Source organism: Legionella sp. PATHC032, assembly GCF_026191185.1.
Lineage (GTDB): Bacteria > Pseudomonadota > Gammaproteobacteria > Legionellales > Legionellaceae > Legionella.
The window spans coordinates 1555555-1579951 of sequence record NZ_JAPHOV010000001.1 but is presented as its reverse complement, the minus strand read 5'-3'; the positions used below and the strand labels follow the sequence as shown (position 1 = coordinate 1579951).

The following is a 24397-nucleotide window of genomic DNA, read 5'->3' as shown; positions in this document are numbered from 1 at the left end:
TAGAACGCAAGTATGGAATCTTGGTGAAAAATCAGATTTGTGCAGAATAAGTAAAAAGTTTCTAATTGGGCCTAATATGACAACTGCAGTTTGATTAAAAATATATTTAATTCATTTTTAGATACTTTTTCACTAATCTGACTAAATGCGGTTTTTCTCTGATTTGTCCACAAGGGTTAGTGTTAATATTCAAGAAGAGCTCAACTAGCAAGGGAAAGCATATAATGTTGATTTTGAGTAAAAAAAGAGGACTATGGAGTTCCATGCCCCAAGGTACGTTTGCATTATTTTTTATACAAGTGGTTTCTACTTTAAGCTTTAGTGTTCTTTATTCAACTCTTGTATTGTACATGAAAGGTAAACTTGGTTTACCAATAGCCACAGCAAATAGCATAATGGGGGTATTTATAGCCTACAATTTTGCTCTGCATCTATTAGGTGGTTTTTGGGGTGGCAGACTACTCTCTAACCGCTCGTTATTTTGCGTTGGGATGATAGCACAAATTGCTGGTTGTGTTTTGCTCTCTGTAGGAAATACAGCCTTTTTATATTATGGTTTAGCTGCTTTCTTAACAGGTTCAGGGTTAAATGTAACATGTGTAAATTGTATGCTGACACAGCAATTTGCACCTGAAGACTCTCGAAGAGAAACCGCATTTCTATGGAATTACGCGGGAATGAATATTGGTTTTTTTATTGGATTTAGCCTCAGTGGGGTATTCCAGATTTCTCAAAACTATCAAAGGCTTTTTCTTTTAAGCAGTTTAGGTAATCTTGTCGCTTTGCTTATATGTCTCTATTTCTGGCAGCAATTGCATGATAAAAACACTGCTTATTCAAGAAAAGACAAACCTGCACAAAGAAAAGCAACTGCATTTGGGATTGGACTAATTTTTGTACTTCCCTTTATTTTAAGACAATTATTGCAGTATGCGGATTGGGCCAATAAATTGGTCATTATCACTGGGATTGTTATGCTCATATTAATCTTGATATTAGCTCAACAACAATCCACAAAAGAAGCGAGGGATAAGATCTATGGATTTGCGGTATTAATGTTGGTTGGTACTGTATTTTGGATGTTATACCAAATTGGTCCAATGGGGTTAACTGTATTCATTGACCACAATGTGCAACGACAATATGGTAATTGGATTATTCCACCACAGTGGTTTCAAAATATTAATACTGTAGTCATAGTATTCGGAGGCCCGCTATTAGGGTTTATATTAAACAGAATGCGCCAAAATGGATCTCAGATAAATATTCCTACTCAATTCGCTTTCGCATTATTTTTTATAGGGGTTGCTTTTGCTATCTTACCAATAGGTATTAATTACGCGAATCAGTATGGTATGGTTAATCCGGGTTGGGTAGTAGCAAGCTTTATATTACAAAGTATTGGCGAACTTCTAATATCACCAATTGGTTATGCCATGATAGGAGCATTAGCCCCAACTTCTCTCCAGGGAGTTATGATGGGAATGTGGATGCTTAATACCGGGGTTGGTGCTACTCTATCAAGTTATAGCTCAAATTTAATGATTATCGGTCAAGAAAGTACTTCTCCTTTATTGACCAATGAGGGTTACAGTCATGTCTTTTTGATGCTTGGTTTGTTTGCAATAGGATCATCCGTTATACTTTTCATTTTAGTGCCTAAACTAAGAAAGTTGATCAAAGAAAAAAATTTGAATAACTTTAAACAGTCTGGCATAGAGGTAACTGAAAGAGTAGCTTTATGTGAGTAGCCCCTTTGTCCCAATTATAACGGCAGATATTGATTGGCGTGATGATCTGCCGTATTCCTTACAATTTGATGATATTTATTATTCTGCTGAAAGCGGAATTAATCAAAGTCTTTATGTTTTTCTCGAAGGTAATAATTTGATTAATCGTTGGCAACAATTACCAGCTGATGAATCAAACATATTTACAATCGCGGAAACTGGTTTCGGTACAGGTATGAATTTCTTATTAACCTGGAAACTATGGAAAAAATTTGCACCTCAAAACGCTCGCTTACATTATATTTCTTGTGAAAAACATCCATTAAAAAAAAATGACCTAATCAAATGCTTACAAAAATGGCCAGAACTGAGTGTACAGGCTGAAAAATTAATAGAACACTATCCTGTTTTAACACCTGGTTATCATCATCTAACATTTAGTAACAACCAGATTACTTTAACATTAATGCTAGGAGATGTGCTGGAGTGCTATGAGCAATTACTGTTCTGTGGAGACAATAATCTTGAACAACAATTGAGAGAATCCTATGTTAATGCCTGGTACCTGGATGGCTTTGCACCATCAAAAAACCAATCCATGTGGTCTGATAATCTGCTCACTGTCATTGCCATGTTATCTAAAGAAGGCACTACAGTGGCTACCTATTCCGCTTCCAGTATTGTAAAAACTGCTTTAACCAATGCAGGGTTTGTTATTGAAAAAAGAAAAGGGTTTGGACCCAAACGACACATGATATGCGCTTGTTATGAAAAAGCCCATGCAAGTTCAAAAAAAAATCGTCATACCCCATGGCACATAAGCTATCCTGTTACAAAGAATGAAAGATCAGCACTAGTTGTTGGAGGAGGGCTTGCAGGTTGTTTTATTGCAAATAGTCTCGCTAAACGTGGCTGGGAAGTGACCATATTAGAAGAAAAAGAGAAGGTAGGGTGCGCTGGATCAGCAAATCAACAGGCTGTATTATTCCCTAAATTGTCCACCTATAAATCACCCTTTACTCAATTTATGCTTTATTCGTTTCTTTATGCTAATTACGTTTACAAGGAACTATTGAAACATTATGACATTGGTGAATTAAAAGGCTCTTTGTTGTTAGCACATAATGAGAAGGAAAAAGCAAACCAGCAAAGTCTTATTAATTGGCTAGAAGTATACCCTGAACTAGGGCAATTAGTGGACGAAAAACAATCTGTTGAATTATCAGGACTATCCTTGCCATGTGGTGGCTTATTTATTCCATCTTCCGGCTGGATTAACTCCCCTAAACTATGCAACATACTGATTAACAATAAAAAGATTTCTCTAATCACTGGCAATAGAGTTCAATCTATTGATTATAATCAAAAAAACTGGGTGGTTAATAACATCGAAGCCTCTGTACTAATTTTGGCAAATGGACAACAAGTAAATTATTTTCAAGAAACCAATCATTTGCCTGTAAAAGCGATTAGAGGACAAATGACTACGATTCAATCAACGCAAGAGAGTTTAAAGTTGAAGATTCCTTTATGTGGTGAAGGACATGTTTTACCGGCATTAAATAATAGTCATAGAGTTGGCGCAACTTATGATATTGGGACATCTGAACCCGAACTTAATGCTCTGGATAATCAGTTAAACCTTGATCGATTAAAACGGATAGCACCTGAAATAATGTGGTCCCCAAATATATTAGACCACTGGGCCGGTATACGCGCCGCATCACCAGATTACTTGCCTATAGTGGGACCTCTCCCCAATGCATTTGAATTTAAAAAAATTTATTCAGAATTACAATCTAATTCCAAACGATGGATAGCTAAAGCAGCTCCTTGTTATCCAAATCTATATGCGTGCGCAGCTTTTGGGTCACGAGGATTAACAACAATACCTCTCGCAACTGAATGGTTAGCTGGTTTAATTAATAAGGAAATTTCAATACTACCCAGAAAACTGATGCAAGCTATATCGCCCGCACGATTCTTAAGAAAAAAAATTATACAGGGATCATAGGTATATTGAAGATATATTGATAATTCGACTTAACTTCAACTTTCTTTATCAGTTATAATTTTAATTTTTATGTGAGCTGATTGTGCATAATATTGAGTTTTATCAAATAGATGCTTTTACGGATAAAGTCTTCCATGGTAATCCGGCTGCGGTTTGTATTCTTGATGATTGGCTAAATGATGAGCTATTAAAGGCTATTGCTGCGCAAAATACTTTGGCAGAAACCGCTTTTATTATAAAAGATGACCAAGATTTTCATATTCGTTGGTTTACTTCTAATGGGGAAATTAGTCTGTCAGGACATGCGACTTTAGCAGCAGGATTTGCATTACTTGAGTCAGATAAAGGACATGGTGATTCTATTGTTTTTCATCACTCCAGCGGGCAAATTACAGTAGAAAAGAAAAAAGAAAAGTTTGTTCTGAATTTTCCAAGAATAGATTATAAAAAAACTCCTTCACCAGACGCAATTCTATCACTATTGGATCAACCGGCCATAGAGGTATTTGAAACAGATCTTGATTACCTGGTTTTACTTGAACATGAATCACAGATTCGAAATTTGCAAATCGATTTGCTTTCTTTAGCAAAACTCCCCAGAAGAGGAATCATTGTGACATCGACAACAACAGAAGCCGATTTCTGTTCTCGATGTTTTTATCCCAAACACAGCATTTCAGAAGATCCTGTTACCGGCTCAGCACATTGCATATTAGCTCCTTTTTGGGCAGAAAAACTCAATAAAACTAACCTATATGCTGTCCAGGGATTACACAGAAAAGGGGAGTTATATTGTGAGCTCCAGAGGAATAGAGTATTAATATCTGGCCATTGTCGATGGTATCTACGTGGACATTTAGTAATTTAATAAAATCGATTGAGATGCATTCATCATTGAAGCATAATATAAAACCCATTTAGGAACTAATGGAGCATGATAACAATATCCATTCCAAAAAGAATTCTCTCTAAGAGAATAAGGTAAAATAATCAACCGCTTCAGAGTTCAGTAATAATAAAAAAATACGCAGCAATTTTGACTGCACTAGAAATAAAAACTAGACCAACTGATGGAGGAAGAAAATGAGTAGCAAAAGTGGAGGTTTAGCCGGTGTAGTTGCTGGTCAATCAGCAATTGCCACAGTTGGACTGGCAGGCAAGGGATTAAATTACAGAGGCTATTCAATAAATGATCTGGCTGAATATGCAAGTTTTGAGGAAGTTGCTTATCTGCTTCATTATGGTGAACTTCCCACCCAAAAAGAACTTGATGTATATATAAAAAAACTGGTTAATCTAAGAAATATACCTGATGTGCTTAAAACGGTTTTGAAGCTTATACCTAAAAATACTCATCCAATGGATGTACTGCGAACAGCGTGTTCTTTTTTGGGTACTATCGAACCTGAAGATAATTTTAAGCAACAATATGAAATAGCAGATCGTTTGCTAGCTCTTTTCCCAGGAATAATGTGTTATTGGTATGCATATCATTTCAAAAATAAAGAAATCTCTGGCTTAAGTGAAGAAAACACAACAGGCGGACACTTTCTCGCTTTATTACACGGACGCAAGCCCAGCAAAATAGAAACCGATATGATGAATGTCTCATTAATTTTGTATGCTGAACATGAATTTAATGCTTCTACCTTTGCTGCAAGAGTTACAGCTGCAACACTGGCAGATTTTTATTCAGCAATCACAAGTGCTATAGGAACATTGCGTGGTCCTTTGCATGGTGGTGCTAATGAAGCAGCTATGGAGTTAATTGAGCGCTTTAAAACCCCTGATGAAGCAGCAATAGGCATAAAGCAAATGCTTGCCAGCAAAGAACTGATTATGGGATTTGGGCATAGGGTGTATACCACTTGTGATCCCCGTTCAGATATTATTAAGAAATGGTCATTTAGATTGGGTGAAGAAAAAGGAAACCTCCTTTTATATCACATTTCAGAACGTATTGAAGAAATCATGCGGCAAGAGAAAAAATTATTTCCCAATCTGGATTTTTATAGCGCATCTGCTTATCATTACTGCGACATACCAACACATTTATTTACCCCCATTTTTGTGATGTCACGCATCACAGGATGGTCTGCGCATGTATTTGAGCAAAGAGCAAATAATAAGCTAATAAGACCTACTTCAGAATATATAGGCCCAGATTCCAGGCCATTTCCTGCTATTGAGACACGAGGTTAATATGCACAATTATGTAGAGGATAATGTTAAGCCAGATTATGATCAGGTTATAACCGATATAGCTGATTATGTATTAAACAAAAAAATTGATAGTGTCCAGGCCTATGAGACTGCACGATTATGTTTAATGGATACACTTGGATGTGGCATATTGGCCCTTAACTTTCAAGAATGTACCAAATTGATGGGGCCTATAGTACCTGGAGCAACTCTTCCTGGAGGCGCGAGAGTACCAGGCACTAATTATGAATTGGATCCAGTTCAAGCTGCCTTTAACATTGGTACGATGATACGTTGGCTAGACTTTAATGATACTTGGCTTGCTGCAGAATGGGGGCATCCTTCTGATAATTTAGGTGCTATTTTGGCCGTTGCTGATTATTTGTGTCGAGAAAATTGTAATCATGGACGTCCCCCTATTCTGATGCAAGATGTGCTTACGGCAATGATTAAAGCACATGAAATTCAAGGCTGCCTGGCACTGGAAAATAGCTTCAATCGCGTCGGCCTTGATCATGTCATATTAGTAAAAGTAGCAAGTGCCGCTGTTGCTGCTCATTTGTTTGGAGCAGATCGTGATATGATGCTAAGAACTCTCTCACAAGTTTTTGTGGATGGGCAAAGCTTGAGAACTTATAGACATGCTCCCAATGCAGGTTCAAGGAAATCATGGGCAGCAGGAGATGCGACTTCCCGCGCAGTTCGTTTGGCTTTAATTGCTAAAGCGGGGGAAATGGGATACCCAAGTGCCTTGACTGCGCAAACATGGGGATTTTATGACGTGTTATTTGGTAAAAAATACTTCAAATTTCAACGCCCTTATGGCAGTTATGTGATGGAAAATGTATTATTCAAGCTATCATATCCTGCTGAATTTCATGCACAAACCGCTGTCGAATGCGCAGTAAAATTACATCCTATAGTAAAAAATAGATTAGATGATATCTCTCGAATTGAATTAATTACTCATGAATCGGCAATAAGAATAATAAGTAAACAAGGCGCTTTATATAATCCTGCTGACAGAGATCACTGTTTGCAATATATGGTTGCAGTAGGACTTCTCTTTGGCGATTTAAAAGCGGAACATTATGAAGACGATGTTGCCTCAGATCCCAGAATAGATGCTTTACGAGCTAAAATGCACGTAACAGAAAATGAACAATTTTCACGCGATTATCATGATCCTGAAAAGCGCTCAATAGCTAACAGCATGAGAATTATCTTTAAAGATGGCTCAGAAAGCGAACTAATAACTATAGAATATCCAATTGGTCATAAACGTAGACGAGAAGAGGGAATTCCTGTTTTAATGTCTAAATTCAAACGTAATCTGAGTACAAGGTTTTCTACTGACATGGTTGAAAGAATTATTCATACCATGAGCGACACTAACACACTATCATCTATGAAAGTAAGTGATTTTATGGCTATGTGGATGGTAAATTAAAAAGATTAATATATTCAAGCCCAATCTATTATCTTTACAGATTTTAGAACAGACCAGAAGGGGGCTAAGCATATAGCATAACCCCCTTTACTGAAATCATAGCTTTCAAAAATAAGCTTTATATTTTCCTTTGTAAACCAGCAATAGCAAGAACTTTTGTCGATATCTCTTCTATGGAATATTTTGTTGAATTGATATAAGGAATATTTTCTCGTTGGTACATGGCTTCTACTTCTGTTACTTCCAATCTGCACTGCTCTGCAGAGGCATATTTACTATTTGGTCTACGCTCAGAGCGAATTTGTTGCAAGCGTTGTGGATCAATTGTTAATCCAAATAATTTTTGCTTATAAGGTCTTAATACCTCTGGTAAGCGAAAACCCACCAAATCTTCTTCTGTAAAAGGATAATTGGCTGCTAAAATGCCATATTGAAGCGCCATATATAAGCAACTGGGAGTTTTACCACAACGTGAGACCCCTATAAGAATAATATCCGCCTTATCGTAACCGCGTGTTTTTATTCCATCGTCATGTGAAAGGGCAAAATCAATTGCTTCAATGCGATGCGAATAGGACTTCACATTCGCTACCCCATGAGTTCTACCTACAGTATAAGATGATTTCTCCTCTAGCTCATTTTCCAATGGTCCAATAAAAATACTAAACAAATCAAAAACACAGGCATGCGCTTTTTTAATAGCCTGTCTAATTTCAGGATCAACTAAAGTCATAAATACTAAAGGCTTGGTTCCTTGCTCTGAAAAACATTGATTAATTCTTAGCACAACGCTTTCTGCTCTGTGAGTTGAATCTATATAGGGTATTGTTATTTTTTCAAATTGTATATTCTCAAATTGTGTAATCAGACTATTACCTAATGTCTCAGCAGTAATTCCTGTACCATCAGAAAGCATAAAAACATAACGTTTCATAAGCAGCCTTTTTAATTCATTGATTAATAAACAAATAATATTTAAATTGCGATTGTACTTATTAATAGCCATCTGCTATCTTAAAAATAATAATATTATACTACTTTAAACTAATCGAATCATGGGAATACTATGCAGCATAATATATACGAGAATAGTAAACTACATATTCTAGGAATTATTTGCCTGGTAATTTCATTAGGTCTATTCTTCTTTAGCTTTTATATTGTTCCTTTCTTAATTTGGCAGTTGGATTACGATATCCCTGATTTTGTTAGTACCATGATAGCATATGGTGAAGATGAATATTATTTCAGCCCTACTGCTAGCAAAACACTGGTTTGGCTTATCTTTTTTACACCGAGCTTAATTATGGGCTATCTTTCTTATTACATCTCTAACTATATTGATAAAAACTATTTAGAACCTCAGGAAAAGCCTTTAGAAAGCATGCAAGAAAAATCACCTTCCAAGCCTGCCAGTCGTGGGAGAGATTCCACTATATTAGGATTCAAAATCATTCTCTTGATGGTTTTAATTATTGCGATAATTTTTTTACTACAAATATTATTTGACCTAACAGCTTAGGTAAGGGAGTAGGGCATGTTTATCTTTAAACGATGGAAAATAAGAAGAATTACAAAAAAAATAAAGGCTATGCAAGCCAATAGAGTAAGTAATCAGCCTGGGGATGAAATTCTGAAGAAGGAAATACTCTATTATTTTGAATTAGCTACAATTTTTAAAAAATTGAAGAATCATAAAAAACTCCCCTATGCAGAAATCATGATGATTGAGTGCTATAGAGCAGCTGCTAATCTCGATGACTCAGCAGCTAATTTTCAGCTAGGTCAAATTTTTCTCGACGAAGCAAAATACCGACAAAAACTGGACCATGAGGGTATATTTAATAGTCAAGCCAACTTAAAAAGAGCGCAACAATTATTTGATGAGGCCCATGCGCATTTAATTGCAGCTGAAAAGTTGGGGCATGTAGGTGCCAAGAGATTAAGAGGTTTATGCATTATCAATGGCTGGGGTGTAGAAAGCGATAAGAATGCTGGATTTGAGTTGGTTGTAGACAGTATTGAACAAGAGGGGAGCTGGGATAAAATACCTCAAATATTCGCATCAATGGGATTAAATAAACCAGAATTTTTCTCAGCTATTATGCAAAGAAGAAAAGGTATGCCTTAAATTCAGTTTATTAATAGTTTATTAATCAAATAATAAATTATTCACAAGCTATAAAGCGTAGTTGTATCAATAGAGTAAATCTAGGCTTCCATATTTAGGATTGGAATGAGAATGAATCAAAATGATACTTCTAAAAACTGCAATCAATTGGATAACGAATTAATAGGAAGTTATCAATCGATAACAATTGGTTTCTCAAAAGATGATCTTGTCAGTTTTTCAAAAATTGGCAAACCTCGCGAATATCCAGCTGGAAGTATCATTTATAATGAAGGTGACTTAGCAGACTCCTTCTTCATTATAGTTGAAGGAGTAGCTGAGATATTTAAAAAAACCATTGATGAATTTGAAGAACATAATATTCATGTGATTGCTACATTAACTAAAGATGAAATTGTTGGTGAGATGGCACTCGTTGAAAATAATAGACGTTCCGCGTCGGTTAAAGCGAAAACTGACCTCACTGTCATAGAATACCCGCTGGAAAAGGTAAAGGCTAAACCAAAACTAAATTTGATATTAATTAAAAACATGGCTCAAATACTTTCCAGAAGACTTCGTTTCACTAATGAAGTAACTGTGAAAAATATGCAGCAAGCTCTCAAAGAAGCAGCAGGGCGTAATGCATTGGGTGTATTTATCATAGCTCTACTATGGATTATTTGCCTCTATACTTTATCTCTACACTTCCTGGTTACCATAATACATCAGGTAACTGTCACTACCGTACTGTCAATCTGCTTAATTTCAATCTTTGCAGTAGCAATTCTCATTGCAATGCATTTTACTGGTCTACCATATTCCAGATTTGGCATCACTGCGAAAGATTGGGGAAAAACCATTCTGGAAGCATTGGCTTTTACAATTCCTGTTATGCTTTTTGTACTAATAATAAAGGTGTTTTTTATAATAGGTATCGAACATCTGGATAATAACCTTTTATTTTCTGGAACAAAGCGCTTTTTGGTCAATAATGAAGTGGACTGGGTACATTACTTCGCTATGATTTTTTTATATAGCCTTTTTGCCCCCATTCAAGAGCTAATGGCCAGAAGTGCTCTACAATCCACTTTTTTTCATTTTTTACCTGGAGAAAAAATATTTCGTCAATGGAATGCAATTTTTCTGTCCAATCTAATCTTTGCAACTATGCATACTCACCTGGGACTAACCTTTGCCTCATTAACTTTTATCGCTGGACTTTTTTGGGGATGGCTATTTCACAGGCAGAAATCTCTTTTGGGGGTATCCATTTCTCATGTTATATTAGGCGTGTGGTCTCTGTTTATTGTTGGATTACGCTAAGCTCATCAAGATTTTACATCCAATAACCTATATACCAATTGATAATTAAATCTCCCCAAAACATAGTTATTAATCCAGAAATACAAAGAAAAGGGCCAAAGGGTATAGTAGTATCTCTTGATTTACCATTTGTCTTTAAATAAAACAAACCAATGATAGCCCCAGTTATTGAAGATATTAGAAGAATTAATGGTAAATACATCCACCCAAACCATGCGCCAAATGCTGCAAATAACTTGAAATCACCATGTCCCATACCTACTTTACCTGTCATCAGATAAAACAGATTAATAAATATCCATAAGCTTAAATAGGCTCCAACACAGCTTAATACAGCAACATTGAGACTAACAAATACATTCTGGGTATTAGCAATAAGGCCAAGCCATAAGAGCCCTAAAGTGAGACTATCAGGGAGTAATTGATGATCAAGATCAATAAAAGCAAGTGGTATCAATATCCAGATGGCTAATAAAGCAAATAATAATTGTGTTGTAAACCCAAAATGCCAACTGGCGTATAGCGATAAAACCGTGGTCAACAGCTCAACAAAAGGATAGCGAATTGAAATTCGACTATCACATTGATAACAGCGTCCTCTTAACAAGATATAGCTTAACAGGGGAATATTTTGCCACCATTTAACCATTGCTTTACAATGAGGACAAAAAGAACGTGGTAAAAATAGATTAAGTTTTATTTTTTCTTTCTGCTGTTCGAGATGAAATAGTTCGCAGCATTGCTCTTTCCACTCTTCCTGCAAAATGATCGGTATGCGATAGATTATTACGTTAAGTAAACTTCCAATGGCTAAAGAAAAGAGTCCAACGACTAAATACATGAACCATGGATAATTGATTATTAGCGCATTTATCATTGACTCATTTGCCTATATTGTAGGGTTAAATTAAATAAGATCTATTTAAACAGCGGAGCCCAGTTTGAAGATAGGTAAATACATAGCCACCACCAATCCCCCAACCAGTATACCCAATATTGACATAATTATCGGCTCCAATAAACTACTCAGAGCATCGACAGCATTATTTACTTCTTCCTCATAAAAATCAGCAACTTTGCTTAACATTTTTTCAAGGGCACCTGACTCCTCACCAATTGCTACCATTTGAATTACCATATTTGGGAATAAATGGGTGTTTTCCATAGCAACAAACATTTGCTGTCCTGTGGCAACTTCTTCTCTGATTTTATCAGTCGCCTTGGCATAAATAATATTCCCAGTCGCCCCAGCTACAGACTTCAAAGCTTCAACCAGAGGTAATCCAGCAGCAAAAGTAATAGATAATGTCCTCGCAAATCTGGCAATTGCTGCTTTCTCTAGGATAGGACCAATCACAGGAAATTTTAGCATTACTCTGTCAATAGTTTGTGCGAACTCCAAAGAATGATTTTTAGCGTAAAAAAAGCTATAGATAATCCCACCCAATGCTCCAAAAATAATATACCAATAAGCCTGCATAAATTCAGACATAGTAATTACAGCTCTAGTCATTGCTGGCAAATCAGCTCCAAATCCTTTGAACAGCGATTCAAATTGAGGAACCACATAGATTAATAATCCCGCAGTAACCAAAAGTGCGACAACCATAACAGCGATTGGGTAAGTTAAAGCTTTCTTTATTTTCTTTTTTATGATTTCAATTTTTTCTTTATACGTTGCAACCTTGTCCAGCATGATATCCAATGAACCTGATTTTTCACCTGCATCGACAAGATTACAAAATAATTCATTGAAATAGAGTGGATGTTTAATTAAGGATTCTGCTAGCGTTAGACCCGTTTCGATATCGTGCTTGATTGTTTCTATTAAGTCTTTAAGTCTTTTATTGCTTTGTCCTTTGGCAACAATATCAAACGCTTGCACTAATGGTATACCTGACTCTATCATTGTCGCTAATTGGCGGCTAAAGACTGTAATATCGGCTTGTGTAATTTTTTTATTTTTTCTATCCAACAAAGGTTTTCTTTTTTTAACTACTTTATTAGTGACTATTCCTTGCTTACGCAAATCGGCTTTAGCTATCGCCAAGCTTCTGGCTTGAATATCACCCTCCATTTTTTGACCGGCTTTATTGATGCCTTGATAATGAAAGGTTAATAAGGGTGGGCTATTTTTATCCATCCAAATTAATCAACGGTTACCCGATTGACCTCCTCTATGGTCGTGATTCCTTCCTTAACTTTTTCTATTCCTGATTGAAAGATGGTCAGCATACCTTCTGATTGAGCTAACTTTAATATATCCAGCGAGTTACCACCTGACATAATCAATTGGCCTAGCTCTTTCGTCATCGGTAAAACCTCAAACAACCCAACGCGCCCGCGATAACCACTTGTACATTGATCACAACCAACTGCTTTGTATAATGTAAGATTAACCAGATCAGTTTCCTTAAAACCTAATTCAATCAAACCTTGATTGGTAAAGTCATCTCGCACTGCTTTACATTGATTACATAATTTTCTTGCCAGTCTTTGCGCGATAATTAAGGTAACCGAGCTCGCAATGTTAAAAGTAGGTATTCCCATGTTCACTAAACGATTTAATGTTTCAGCAGCACTGTTGGTATGCAGTGTGGAAAGAACCAAATGTCCTGTCTGCGCAGCTTTTACAGCAATTTCCGCTGTTTCAAGGTCTCGTATCTCACCAACCATGATAATATCAGGGTCTTGCCTTAGAAACGAACGCAATGCACCGGAAAAGGTTAAACCAGCTTTAGGATTAATATTAACCTGATTGATACCAGGTACTTTGATCTCAACTGGATCCTCGGCTGTTGAGATATTAACCTCAATTGTATTTAATATATTTAATGCCGTATATAAGGTGACTGTTTTACCACTACCAGTAGGGCCAGTGACTAAAATCATCCCTTGAGGACGCTGGATTGCTTTAAGGAAATTTTTTCTCTGAACAGGATTAAATCCTAATGCTTCAATACCTAATTTGGCAGCACCAGAATCAAGAACCCGCATAACCACTTTTTCCCCTGCTGAAGTCGGACATGTACTCACTCTGAAATCAATTGCTCGTGATTTGGAAATTTTCATTTTGAAACCACCATCCTGGGGGATACGCCGCTCTGATATATCCAAATTAGACATGACCTTTATGCGTGCTGTAATGCGGGATGACAAGCTTGCCGGGGGAGTAGCTACCTCATGTAAAATACCATCTTGCCTGTATCTGATTCGGTATTCTCGTTCATAAGGCTCAAAGTGTATATCAGAAGCGCCTTGCCTTATCGCATCCAATAAAATTTTATTGACGAATTTTACGATGGGCGCATCATCAGTTACTGAGGTTGCTGTATCAATATCTTGATCTTCATCCTCAGTACTTATTTCTAAACCTTCCAGATCTCCAGAGTCATCGACATAGTCTGATAAGCCCTGACTTTCCTTTGCTGTTAATAAGTTATCAATCAAAGAGCTAAGTTTATCTGTTTCTACAACTATCGCATGAGTGTTCAATCCGGTATGAAACTGAATCTCCTTTAAGGAAGCCTGTTTACTGGGATCATCTGTTGCAAGGTATAAATTGGTACCTCGACTAAAAAGGGGTACCATGGCATGACGTTTAATTAATTTCTCATTAACCAGACTGGCAGGAATAGAGCTCACATCGATGCAATTAATATCCAACATCGGTACGCCAAAATTTTGAGCAGCCGTCAGTGCAATTTGTTCAGCCGACAATATTTTATTTTTTACAATGTATTGCAGTAAAGACAACTTTTCTGCTGCAGCCAATTTGTGTAATTCAATTGCTTTTGTTTTATCTAGCAACTTTTCCAGCACGAGAAGCTGGCCAATACCCTGTAATCTATATTCTTCTGTAGCTAGAGCCATTTTATTTATTCAAATTGTGTCTTAGTTTTAAATATAGTTAAAAATTTATATAATTTCATTGTTTTTTGAACACAATATCGTATTTAAGTCATGATATTAAGTAGTTCATTGTTTTATAAATTATTTTAATTAGACGTGTCCCTAAATACTATTTCTGATTACTCCACCATATCAATTTTTTACAAACACAGGCTATAAGGCAACTCTTGGAAATAAGAAACAATTTGAAAGATTTAAAATTAAAAATGAATTGTTTGCATATAAAAGTCGTTGTATTGTAGTTAATAAAAGATTATAAATTAAAGGTCACATTTTGTTGATTGAACATCAAATAAAACATTATCGCATTTTATACGAATGGTTCCAATCACCATTAGGTGTATTTGTTGCTAAAGAATTTACAGATCAATTGGAACCAGTAAAGAAGTTCTTAAAAGGAGAGACACTACTACAACTTGGAGATTGTGGTACAAATCCCTGGTTAAACCTGCTTGATTTTAAACATAAATGGATAGCATCACCATTTTCTTCTATCAATAAAATCCATCTTGAGTGCTCACTAAATCAGTTGCCACTGAATAGAGACACCTTGGATTGTGTTATCGTACCCTTAACATTAGAGCCATTTGGAAACAATTTTAGTTTAATTGATGAAATCGACCGCATATTGAAACCTATGGGATTTCTCATATTCTTATGCATTAACCCATGGAGTTTATGGGGAGGTGCCATGAAATGGGGATTACTTAATTGTTATGGCAATCGAACAGTAAAAATGCGTTCAGCTTTCAATCTTAACAGAATTTTTCTTCAAAGAGGCTATAAGCAGTGCTCCTTAACTAATTTTTGCTATATACCACCAGTAAATAGCCAATCTTTAATTAAAAAATTAACTTTTTTTGATGAGATTGGAAAAATGATATGGCCTTTTCCTTCTGGCTTTTATTGTTATATTACTCAAAAATATGAGTACATCAGTCCATCACTAGCAATTGAACCTGTCATAGAATCGGCAAAAAAAGAGTATGACTCACCCTTACAACCAGCAACAAATTAGAAAGCATTTATAGTTCGTTAATAATCTACATACTAAAGAGATTGAATTATTGTCACCATTAGGTCTAAATGAACAAATTTGGATCTAACAATGCGCTCTATACGACTAAACGACTCTAAATATTTGAAGATTAACCCTTACTTTTTGTATACTTGATTCTGCTTTTAGATAAGGTTAAATACATGACAAAAAAATCGCTATTCAAAATCAGTTTTGCTAATCAGGACGAAATTTATGAAATCTATGCTCGTTCAATAAAAGAAAGCGATATGTTTGGTTTTCTGGAGGTTGAAGAGCTTGTTTTTGGAGAGCAAACAGCACTGGTAGTTGATCCATCTGAAGAAAAACTTAAAATGGAATTTTGTGATGTTAAGCGCATTTTTATCCCTGTACACTCCATCTTTCGAATTGATGAAGTTTCAAAACAAGGGACATCAAAAGTCAAAGATAACTTGGGCCATAGCAATAAAGTAAGGCCATTCCCTGGAGCCGGGAAGATAAAAGATTAACTTCATTTTAGACTGTATAAACAACTTCTAAGGAAATAAATAAATGACTATTCCTGATAAAATTAAAGCGGTATATGAAAAATCAACCTGTTTATACACATCTAATGAAGTAGAAGCAGCACTGGATAGGATGGCAATAAAAATTCATGAAAAACTACAGGATAAAAATCCTGTAATTATTTGTGTGATGGTAGGAGGTCTCGTTCCATTAGGTAATTTATTGCATCGTTTGGATTTTCCTTTAGAGGTGGATTATGTTCATGCTACTCGTTATCGAGGTGATTTAACGGGGGGAGACATTCATTGGAAAGTGAGACCATCAAGCAATCTTGCAGGACGCACAGTCTTGGTCGTAGATGATATTCTTGACGGGGGTATAACTCTGGCTGCCATAATCAATGAAATCAAAGCAATAGGGGCTGCAGAAGTTTACAGTGCTGTATTAGTTGATAAATATCGCAAACGTGTTCCCAATGGTTTGCAAAAAGCAGATTTCGTCGGTTTGCAAGTAGAGGATCATTATATTTTTGGTTATGGCATGGATTACCACGAATATTTACGTAATGCGCCAGGAATTTTTATCGTTCATCCAGATCATGAGGCAAATAAATAAATTATTGCAAAAATTGCATGCAATTTTCGGTTGGCTTTGGATGAGAAAAATAATATCCTTGCCCGTAATGACAACCAAGTTTTTTTAAAAATTCGAGTTGATATTGGTTTTCGATTCCTTCTGCAATCAAACTCAAATTAAATTTTTTTGCCATCGCAATGATAGCTTTTATTAGAGTTTGATTGGATTGATTATTTTTTAGATCCTTAACAAAGCTTTGATCAATTTTTAAAATATCAATTGGTAAGTCTTTTAAGTAGCTTAAGCAAGAATAACCGGTACCAAAGTCATCAATTGAAATTTGGATACCCATTTCCTTTAATTCATTTAAAGTATCGATAATATCAGTCGACTTGTCTATTAATATATTTTCAGTTAATTCTAATTCAATAGATTCTGATTTTACTTGAAATTCAGATAATAATTCATTAATCCTCTTGGGAATATATTGAAATTTAAACTGCTTTGGTGAAATGTTAATTGAAATTTTTATATTTTTAAACCCTTGGAGTTGCCATGCTTGTATCTGTTTGCATGCGGTGACGAACACCCAATCACCAATTTCACCAATTATTCCTATTTCTTCTGCAAGAGGAATAAATTTGTCCGGGAGAATTAACCCATTCCGAGGGTGATTCCAGCGGATTAGAGCCTCAAAACCAATCACATTCAAAGAACTCAATTTTAGAATAGGTTGGTAAAACAAAACAAACTCATTTTTCGCCACTGCATTCTTTAACTCACTTTCCAGTAAAATGTGTTCTAATGTATAGCTATGCATTTCTTGTGTATAAAATTGAAAACTATTGCGACCTTCAACTTTTGTTCGAGACAGGGCAATATCAGCCTTAGATAATAAGGTGTCAACTGTATCTCCATCTTTAGGGTAAAATGAAATCCCTACACTGCAACTCATTTTAATACAATGACCGTTCATTTTAACAGGCTCTTGAAACGCACTCAGTAAACGTGTGACTCCAGTAACAACCTCCTTGTTATTGTTAATACTGGCAATTACAATAAACTGATCACCACTAAGTCGTCCAAGTACATGGTTCATCGGCACACAATCAATTAAACGTCTTGAAATAGCTTTTATTATTTCATCTCCCTTGCTGTGCCCAAAGACATCATTGATTTGTGTAAATCGATCCAAATCTAATAGATATACTCCGACTATTTTTTTACTACTAACTGCTGTTTTCATTGCATATCCTAGCATGTTAATAGCCAATACTTTATTAGGTAAATTAGTAAGCATGTCATGTGTAGATTGGTGAGATAGCTCCATTTCAAGCCTTTTAGGAATAGTAATATCTCTAAAGCTCCAAACACGCCCAATGATTTCATCATCCAGTTTTAGTGGTTGAGTATAGCAATCATAATATATCTCACCTTTAAATTTTAACTCGAATGAGTGTTGATAATTTGGAGTTTTCAAGATCTTATTGATTCTTTGAAGTGTTTCCTTTCGATTGATTAATTGTTTATTAATTATCAATTTTATATCATGATAATTTATCGTTTTCAGAGGTCTCTCTTCTTGATACCACATATTTAAAAAGCGTTTATTGTAATTCATCACATTGCCTGTTCTATCCACTACCAAAATACCATCTGCGGTAGATTCCAGAGTTGCCTTGATTTCTGATAATGCATATTTGGCAGTTACAGCTGATATTTTTGCCAATTGCCATAATCTAATGATTAATCCAAACAGAATGGAAAAAAAAACTCCTAAAGCAAGCGTACTGAGTGATAAATTGGTGCTTAAATTTAGTTCTTTTTCCTTTTTAAAAATTTCAAATGATAACAAGGCAAAAGTAAACATAATGCAAAATGCACTCAAATAAGGCATTGCAATACCAGAGTTTAATTGATAAAGGGTATTATTATGCCAATATAAACCCATCACTGCTAAAGAAAGCAACAAAAAACCAATTCCTGTATTGATTGACATGGGTGTTTTGTCACCCCATTTGTAAGCTTGTTGAATGTCTGAAAAATAACCACTTATGAACAATAAAGCCAAACAAAATACTAATAAACCAAGTGCACCTGCCAGAGAATTATTAAAGGATTGATAACATCTTATATTCATCAAAATAAGTGCTGTAGTAATTAATAAAAAGCAAAATGCTGTATTCGCAGCCATTCTGCCAGGATAAGCATTTTCAATAGATTGATAGTGATGAAAGAATACTTCGTCGATCCCAAGGTTAATACTAAAAATATGCTGTGCAAGCGCTAACCCAGATAAAATGAAAACAATAGTATTTAAGGTAATGGCTGACTTGTAATAGCAATTTAGGAATAAAAAAATAGAAAAGGATAAAATGATAAAGGATAAAGCTGTATTGTAAACGATTGCTACCTTATTTGGTTGGTATTGAATTAAAAACTCAATATTAAAATGCCAACCAATTAAAACAGACAGCCCAAAGATAAATGTTAGAGTGGCGAAAGCTACAGTTAGATAATATGCATTGTAGTAAGAATTGGATGATTTATGGAGTACCATCGATTGCATAATATTATATCCTTTGTACGGATAGCCTTACAGAAAATAATATTAATATTATGATAGACCAATTAACTAATTATCGCATAATATGACAAGCTAATGACTTCTAATAATCAACGTTCTCTTAGTGCAGATTGCTTAGCTTTAATGATTGGTTTCAAGAGGTATTGAAGAACAGATTTTTGACCTGTAAGTATATCAACTGTAGCTTGCATGCCAGGAATGATAGGTAATGGTTTTTTTTCAGTTCCCAGATAATTTTTCTCTGTTCGCACTTTAACTATATAATAGCTTTCTTCTTTTTTATCTGTTTGCTCATCAATAATAGTATCGGCACTAATATGCTCTACAACTCCCTCCAATCCACCATAAATAGAAAAGTCATAAGCAGTAATTTTAACCATGGCTTTTTGGCCGGGGTGTATAAAACCAATATCAGAAGGGCGTATTTTTGCTTCAATTAATAAAGTATCATCAAGTGGTACTATCTCAAGCAAATCACTACCCGGCTGAACCACACCACCAATCGTTTTCGTCTTAATTTGTTTTACAATGCCATAAACTGGAGAACGAACTGTAGTCCTGGTTAAACGATCTTTATCCGCTTTATTAGCCTCAACCAGCGCAAATAACTCAGTTCTGGCTTTATTTAATCTATCCAACTCTTCTGATTTGAATTTCTCAATATTTCCTTTAATTTCACTTACCGTTCTTTCCAGTCTAATAACCTCGACTTCTGATACGGAACCTCCTTTTAATAATGGGCGTGTTAAATTCAGCTCCTTTTGTGCCAACTCCAGGGACTTTTCCAATTGATTCAACTCTCTCATACGCGATTCATATAGAGACAACTGATCCTGCACAAGATGGGGATAGGTTTTGGTAAATTTTTCTGGAAACACAGGTTTCGTATTACTGATTTCAGCATTAAGCCGTATAATTTCTATTTCCAGTGCATCAATTTTTTTCTCTGCTTCGGCATAGCTGGCCATAAATCGAGTATTATCAATTTGCATTAAAATTTGATCTTTTTTAACTATTTGTCCCTCTTTGACAAAAATATTCTGAATAATCCCGCCTTCAAGATTCTGTATAACCTGCACCTCGCTGGAAGGAATGACTTTTCCTTGTCCTGTAGTTACTTCATCAAGAATGGCATAATTGGCCCAAATAATCGCTACAATAAAAAAAAGCAAGGAAGTCCATAAAATAATATGGGTAAAGGTTTTTGAACTGTGAGTTTTTTTCATTGACTATTTCCTCACCGTTACTCCAGTCCTAAGGGCACTTAGAACGGCGTCTTTATTACCATCAGCAATAATTTTGCCATTTTCCAAAACGATAATGCGATTGACCAGCTCCAGCATGGAAATCTTATGAGTTATTAAAATCAAAGTACGATTATCGGATAAATATTCATTAAGATTTTTTTTAATTTGTTTTTCGTTATTATCATCCATCGCCGAAGTCGGCTCATCCAGTAATAGGATATTAGGGCTCATAATCAAAGCACGGGCAAGTGCCACAGCTTGTCTTTGCCCTCCCGATAATTCTGCCCCTTTTTCTCCTGCTTGTCTATCAAAGCCCTTAGGATGATTATTGGTGAAACTCGTTACTCCAGCTATTTCAGCTGCTTTTAAAAGAGAAGAATCATTTATAAAGGGTGCTCCTACACAAATGTTATCTCTTATACTTCCATAAAATAAAACGACATCCTGAGGAATATAACCTATTTGCTGACGCAAGTCGTCGGGATTAATTTGTTTGTAATCGGTACCATCCAGCAGAATGGTTCCTTCGCTAGGAACATACAGTTTTAATATTAATTTTCCCAAAGTCGATTTACCTGAACCAACTCGTCCTATAATGGCTACACGTTCACCTGGATTAATTTTAAAATTAAGATTTTGCAGTACCTTAGTCTCATCATCCTTATATTGGAAAGACACCTGTTTAAACTCAACTGCACCTTTCAGAGTAGGTCTGTGTAGATAACGAGTTTCTTCTGTTGTATCTGTCTCAAGTTGCATAATCTTGTTTAATGAATCCAACGCATTAACTGATTGGAAGTAACGTGTAAATAAAGTAGATACCTGCGCCATGGGGGCCAATGCTCTTCCGGTTAATATGGTGCAGGCAATCAATCCCCCTGTGGTTAACTCACCTTTAGAAATCATATAAACACCTGCAATGATAATAGCGATAGTAGCAATTTGTTGAGCCAGATTAGTAATGCTGATGCTTGTATTAGCTACAAAACGCAATTGCATAGAGTTTTTAGAGGATTCATTTATTATCTTTTCCCATCGTGATTGCAAGACTGACTCTGCTCCAGTTGTCTTTACAGTTTCTATGGTAGCTAAAGATTCAAACAACGTAGCTTGCTTTTCAGCGCCATATTGGTAGGATTTTCTCGTAAGTCGAATTAAAGGCCATTGCAGCAATAAACCTATTATAAAAATAGTGGGGAGTACTAAAAAAGGTATCCAAAATAAAACCCCGCCTATCAAATAAATAACAAAAAGAAAAATAAATACAAAAGGGAGATCAACAAGAACTGTCATTGTAGTTGACGTAATAAAATCTCTGAATACTTCAAATGACTGTACCGTATTGGCTAAAGAACCAACTGATCGCGGCCTGTTTGCCATACTTAAACCAAGAACCTGTTGAAATATTAAAGCAGACAACTCTTTATCACTGTGTTTATTTGCTACATCAATAAAATAGGAACGCAAACTCTTAAGCAACATATCAAAAATAAATACTAATGCAACGCCACTGGCGAGCACCCACATGGTTTCAATAGCATGGTTTGGAACCACGCGGTCATACACATTCATGCTAAATAATGGAACGACCAGTGCAAATACATTCACTAGCAGCGATGCCACAAGAACTTCCGAATACAATGGCCAAGATTTAATAACAACTTTCCAAAACCAGTTTTTTTGTTCTTTGGAAAGAGTTTCATGGGCTCTTGCACTAGATTTGTATTGTTGTTCAACAAAAATGACTTCTCCGCTTAACTCATCGGCAATTTGATTCAAATCAATCCGGGTATCAGGTTGCTTGGGATCAAGTATTACTCTTTTGCCATCATCTTCCAGTATTAGAAGCACAGCCTCACCATTTTTTTTAATTAATACTAATGGTATATCTGAATCACTGATTTGTTCTAATTTTAAAGTTTTCACTTCAGAATCCAAAGAAGCTCTGGCAGCAGCACGCGAAAACATATCTACACTCAATTTACTATTGACCAATGGCAAACGAGCTATAAGTGATGGAGGCGAAAACGGATTTTGATAATATCGAGTTAATAATACCAGGCAGGCTAGCAAAGAATCATTCTTGGCTATTTCGCCCAAATCAATATGAGACCATGATTGCCTTCTCGGAGTATTCATATGATTTTTATGATTATTCTTTATATTAATTATTTTATTTAAGTATATACTCAAATTACTTAAATAAAATAAAATAAAAAAATTAATCTTTATATTAAGCAGTAAATTTAGTCTTTTTAAAGGGTTTGAGAGATTCTGCTATTTGCTTATAAAGCTCGGGCAACCATCTGGGTTGGGCAAATGTAGCGGTTGATGGCTTTTGATATCGTAAATCATTAGGGGCAATAATAACCTGAATGTTTTTGAGACCGACTCTTCTTGCCAAGATAAACAGTTGATCAATAGCAAGGTCACCGACAGCCAAACATCCGACAGATAAATTTTTTCCATGAATAAAAATATTATTCCCTAACTCTTTTCTACCGTCCATATAACCTTTTTGCCGATCGAAACTATTTGGGTAGTTAATCATCATGGATAGGTGCATGCTGCTAAAAGGGTTAAAATTTACTAACTTATAGATCCCTTCGGGGATCTGCTTATCATTCTCGCGTAATTTGGGTCCTAAACGCCCGCTAAAACCAGTTAATGGGTAATCATGAATATGCGTCCATGCTTGGTCTGGATTTTTTGCCCATAACTCAACTTTACGCTCTGACTTGAAGGCAAGCAAGGCAATTTCTTTAGGAGGGTAGCTAACCCCGGCTTTAGAAAAATAAGAGATTAATTGCGGTTCTACTCTTAGTCCATAACGTTTTATTGCTTTGTCAATCGCTTTATCCCAGTTAAGCTTAGGTGCCATTGCAAATAAATTACAGCAGTAAAGAATAAACAATATCGGAAAAAATCGCTTCATAGACGCACTATACTGGTAAGTTACACACATACTATCAAATAATAAATATCAGAACAATTTGTTAAAATATAGAAAATTGCTAATTTAACTCCTTTTTTGTTGCAATAAGAGCATTTGCTTTTTGCTTGGTATTGATAACTGTGATGCTATAAAATCTGGGCTTATTGACAATCGACCAATAGATGGGATTAAACCGTAATGATTAGGGCAAAGATAATAAACGGTGCCATCCAGCGCCACCTTATAAAATATATATCTGTAATTACAATAATCAGGCTTCTCTAAAAGGGCTACCTGCATCACAGGAGTTCCATTCAACCTGTTTTCGATAAAATAGGCATTTATCCAAAGATTGATTACAACCAATAAAGCTCCAATGACTATAAATGATTGAAACAAGCTGCTAACTATTTTAAACGCTACATTATCATTGCTTAAATGCCATAAAACATAAACTAGAGATAAACACAAAACGAATAAATTGATGGTATATATTGTTGCGTTAAGATAATTAAAATAAGTACCTAAAATCTCTCCGCCAGAAGTTTGATAATGAATGACTAATGAAATAAGGCTTATCCATAACGAAGAAATAATATAATAAATCGCATTTCGTTTGATTCCAATAATTAAAAGAGTTAGTGCAATTAATGGAAAGAGACAGTGAATAACTTTAGCCAAGATATGCATTGATTCCATCCCTTATTATATAAATTATAAGAACATATATAGTTATATCAGTAATTTACATGGGTTACTAGCCAGGTCTAATATAAATAAATC

20 protein-coding genes are annotated in these 24397 nt (G+C 35.4%); 11 read left to right on the top strand and 9 right to left on the bottom strand.

Going from position 1 to position 24397, the window contains the following annotated elements:
* The first annotated feature begins 224 nt into the window (after positions 1–224).
* From OQJ02_RS07170 to OQJ02_RS07150, 5 genes are all read left to right on the top strand, one after another.
* The gene (locus tag OQJ02_RS07170; RefSeq protein ID WP_265718533.1) at positions 225–1751 is read left to right on the top strand and encodes a peptide MFS transporter; all 1527 of its coding nucleotides are present in this window, start codon (positions 225–227) and stop codon (positions 1749–1751) included.
* Positions 1744–3744, top strand: a complete 2001-nt coding sequence (gene mnmC / locus OQJ02_RS07165) for a bifunctional tRNA (5-methylaminomethyl-2-thiouridine)(34)-methyltransferase MnmD/FAD-dependent 5-carboxymethylaminomethyl-2-thiouridine(34) oxidoreductase MnmC (protein WP_265718532.1) — start codon at positions 1744–1746, stop codon at positions 3742–3744. Before OQJ02_RS07170 ends, mnmC begins: the two co-directional genes overlap by 8 nt.
* A gap of 82 nt (positions 3745–3826) precedes the next feature.
* Positions 3827–4612, top strand: coding sequence for a PhzF family phenazine biosynthesis protein (locus tag OQJ02_RS07160; protein ID WP_265718531.1), 786 nt, complete (start codon positions 3827–3829; stop codon positions 4610–4612).
* Between the two features lie 215 nt (positions 4613–4827).
* Positions 4828–5946 (top strand): 2-methylcitrate synthase, encoded by a 1119-nt coding sequence (gene prpC / locus OQJ02_RS07155; RefSeq protein ID WP_265718530.1) that lies wholly within the window; start codon positions 4828–4830, stop codon positions 5944–5946.
* 1 nt (position 5947) lies between these two features.
* Positions 5948–7396 (top strand): bifunctional 2-methylcitrate dehydratase/aconitate hydratase, encoded by a 1449-nt coding sequence (locus tag OQJ02_RS07150; RefSeq protein ID WP_265718529.1) that lies wholly within the window; start codon positions 5948–5950, stop codon positions 7394–7396.
* 118 nt (positions 7397–7514) lie between these two features.
* Here OQJ02_RS07150 and OQJ02_RS07145 read toward each other — a convergent pair whose 3' ends face one another.
* Positions 7515–8330, bottom strand: coding sequence for a pyruvate, water dikinase regulatory protein (locus OQJ02_RS07145; protein WP_265719806.1), 816 nt, complete (start codon positions 8328–8330; stop codon positions 7515–7517).
* A gap of 132 nt (positions 8331–8462) precedes the next feature.
* Here OQJ02_RS07145 and OQJ02_RS07140 point away from each other — a divergent pair, with 132 nt between their 5' ends.
* The 3 genes from OQJ02_RS07140 (at position 8463) to OQJ02_RS07130 (ending at position 10832) form a co-directional block, all read left to right on the top strand.
* The gene (locus OQJ02_RS07140) at positions 8463–8918 is read left to right on the top strand and encodes a hypothetical protein (protein WP_265718528.1); all 456 of its coding nucleotides are present in this window, start codon (positions 8463–8465) and stop codon (positions 8916–8918) included.
* Positions 8919–8933: 15 nt separating this feature from the next.
* Positions 8934–9527, top strand: a complete 594-nt coding sequence (locus OQJ02_RS07135) for a hypothetical protein (RefSeq protein ID WP_265718527.1) — start codon at positions 8934–8936, stop codon at positions 9525–9527.
* A 111-nt stretch (positions 9528–9638) separates the two neighbouring features.
* Positions 9639–10832 (top strand): cyclic nucleotide-binding domain-containing protein, encoded by a 1194-nt coding sequence (locus OQJ02_RS07130; RefSeq protein ID WP_265718526.1) that lies wholly within the window; start codon positions 9639–9641, stop codon positions 10830–10832.
* Between the two features lie 13 nt (positions 10833–10845).
* On the opposite strand, the gene OQJ02_RS07125 is transcribed toward OQJ02_RS07130, so the two are convergent.
* Genes OQJ02_RS07125 through pilB form a run of 3 tightly spaced genes read right to left on the bottom strand, consistent with a single transcriptional unit; the run spans position 10846 to position 14705 of the window.
* Positions 10846–11709: a prepilin peptidase gene (locus tag OQJ02_RS07125; RefSeq protein ID WP_265718525.1), complete on the bottom strand. Its 864-nt coding sequence runs from the start codon at positions 11707–11709 to the stop codon at positions 10846–10848.
* A gap of 45 nt (positions 11710–11754) precedes the next feature.
* Complete coding sequence (locus OQJ02_RS07120; RefSeq protein ID WP_265718524.1) at positions 11755–12975, bottom strand: type II secretion system F family protein; 1221 nt, start codon at positions 12973–12975, stop codon at positions 11755–11757.
* Positions 12976–12980: 5 nt separating this feature from the next.
* A complete protein-coding gene (gene pilB, locus OQJ02_RS07115) occupies positions 12981–14705 on the bottom strand; it encodes a type IV-A pilus assembly ATPase PilB (RefSeq protein ID WP_265718523.1) in 1725 nt (574 codons plus the stop codon).
* 313 nt (positions 14706–15018) lie between these two features.
* Between pilB and OQJ02_RS07110 the strand changes: the two genes are divergently transcribed.
* The 3 genes from OQJ02_RS07110 (at position 15019) to OQJ02_RS07100 (ending at position 16884) form a co-directional block, all read left to right on the top strand.
* The gene (locus tag OQJ02_RS07110; RefSeq protein ID WP_265718522.1) at positions 15019–15762 is read left to right on the top strand and encodes a methyltransferase domain-containing protein; all 744 of its coding nucleotides are present in this window, start codon (positions 15019–15021) and stop codon (positions 15760–15762) included.
* Positions 15763–15944: 182 nt separating this feature from the next.
* Positions 15945–16271: a DUF1820 family protein gene (locus OQJ02_RS07105; RefSeq protein ID WP_265718521.1), complete on the top strand. Its 327-nt coding sequence runs from the start codon at positions 15945–15947 to the stop codon at positions 16269–16271.
* A 43-nt stretch (positions 16272–16314) separates the two neighbouring features.
* Positions 16315–16884 (top strand): hypoxanthine-guanine phosphoribosyltransferase, encoded by a 570-nt coding sequence (locus OQJ02_RS07100; RefSeq protein ID WP_265718520.1) that lies wholly within the window; start codon positions 16315–16317, stop codon positions 16882–16884.
* A 1-nt stretch (position 16885) separates the two neighbouring features.
* Here OQJ02_RS07100 and OQJ02_RS07095 read toward each other — a convergent pair whose 3' ends face one another.
* The 5 genes from OQJ02_RS07095 to OQJ02_RS07075 form a co-directional block, all read right to left on the bottom strand.
* Positions 16886–19414, bottom strand: a complete 2529-nt coding sequence (locus OQJ02_RS07095; protein WP_265718519.1) for a GGDEF domain-containing phosphodiesterase — start codon at positions 19412–19414, stop codon at positions 16886–16888.
* Positions 19415–19521: 107 nt separating this feature from the next.
* Entirely contained in the window at positions 19522–20658 is a 1137-nt protein-coding gene (locus OQJ02_RS07090) for an HlyD family type I secretion periplasmic adaptor subunit (protein WP_265718518.1), read from the bottom strand.
* Positions 20659–20661: 3 nt separating this feature from the next.
* On the bottom strand, positions 20662–22818 hold the full coding sequence (locus OQJ02_RS07085; protein ID WP_265718517.1) for a type I secretion system permease/ATPase: 2157 nt from the start codon (positions 22816–22818) through the stop codon (positions 20662–20664).
* Positions 22819–22912: 94 nt separating this feature from the next.
* Entirely contained in the window at positions 22913–23614 is a 702-nt protein-coding gene (locus OQJ02_RS07080; protein WP_265718516.1) for a L,D-transpeptidase family protein, read from the bottom strand.
* 84 nt (positions 23615–23698) lie between these two features.
* Positions 23699–24304, bottom strand: coding sequence for a type I secretion system protein LssZ (locus tag OQJ02_RS07075; protein WP_015444496.1), 606 nt, complete (start codon positions 24302–24304; stop codon positions 23699–23701).
* Positions 24305–24397 lie beyond the last annotated feature (93 nt).

Bases quoted from the DNA above. Each gene is read 5' to 3' on its own strand.
- OQJ02_RS07170 (WP_265718533.1), top strand. From the start codon at position 225: ATGTTGATTTTGAGTAAAAAAAGAGGACTATGGAGTTCCATGCCCCAA.
- prpC (WP_265718530.1), top strand. From the start codon at position 4,828: ATGAGTAGCAAAAGTGGAGGTTTAGCCGGTGTAGTTGCTGGTCAATCA.
- OQJ02_RS07150 (WP_265718529.1), top strand. From the start codon at position 5,948: ATGCACAATTATGTAGAGGATAATGTTAAGCCAGATTATGATCAGGTT.
- OQJ02_RS07145 (WP_265719806.1), bottom strand. From the start codon at position 8,330: ATGAAACGTTATGTTTTTATGCTTTCTGATGGTACAGGAATTACTGCT.
- OQJ02_RS07140 (WP_265718528.1), top strand. From the start codon at position 8,463: ATGCAGCATAATATATACGAGAATAGTAAACTACATATTCTAGGAATT.
- OQJ02_RS07135 (WP_265718527.1), top strand. From the start codon at position 8,934: ATGTTTATCTTTAAACGATGGAAAATAAGAAGAATTACAAAAAAAATA.
- OQJ02_RS07130 (WP_265718526.1), top strand. From the start codon at position 9,639: ATGAATCAAAATGATACTTCTAAAAACTGCAATCAATTGGATAACGAA.
- OQJ02_RS07125 (WP_265718525.1), bottom strand. From the start codon at position 11,709: ATGATAAATGCGCTAATAATCAATTATCCATGGTTCATGTATTTAGTC.
- OQJ02_RS07120 (WP_265718524.1), bottom strand. From the start codon at position 12,975: ATGGATAAAAATAGCCCACCCTTATTAACCTTTCATTATCAAGGCATC.
- pilB (WP_265718523.1), bottom strand. From the start codon at position 14,705: ATGGCTCTAGCTACAGAAGAATATAGATTACAGGGTATTGGCCAGCTT.
- OQJ02_RS07105 (WP_265718521.1), top strand. From the start codon at position 15,945: ATGACAAAAAAATCGCTATTCAAAATCAGTTTTGCTAATCAGGACGAA.
- OQJ02_RS07100 (WP_265718520.1), top strand. From the start codon at position 16,315: ATGACTATTCCTGATAAAATTAAAGCGGTATATGAAAAATCAACCTGT.
- OQJ02_RS07095 (WP_265718519.1), bottom strand. From the start codon at position 19,414: ATGCAATCGATGGTACTCCATAAATCATCCAATTCTTACTACAATGCA.
- OQJ02_RS07090 (WP_265718518.1), bottom strand. From the start codon at position 20,658: ATGAAAAAAACTCACAGTTCAAAAACCTTTACCCATATTATTTTATGG.
- OQJ02_RS07085 (WP_265718517.1), bottom strand. From the start codon at position 22,818: ATGAATACTCCGAGAAGGCAATCATGGTCTCATATTGATTTGGGCGAA.
- OQJ02_RS07080 (WP_265718516.1), bottom strand. From the start codon at position 23,614: ATGAAGCGATTTTTTCCGATATTGTTTATTCTTTACTGCTGTAATTTA.
- OQJ02_RS07075 (WP_015444496.1), bottom strand. From the start codon at position 24,304: ATGCATATCTTGGCTAAAGTTATTCACTGTCTCTTTCCATTAATTGCA.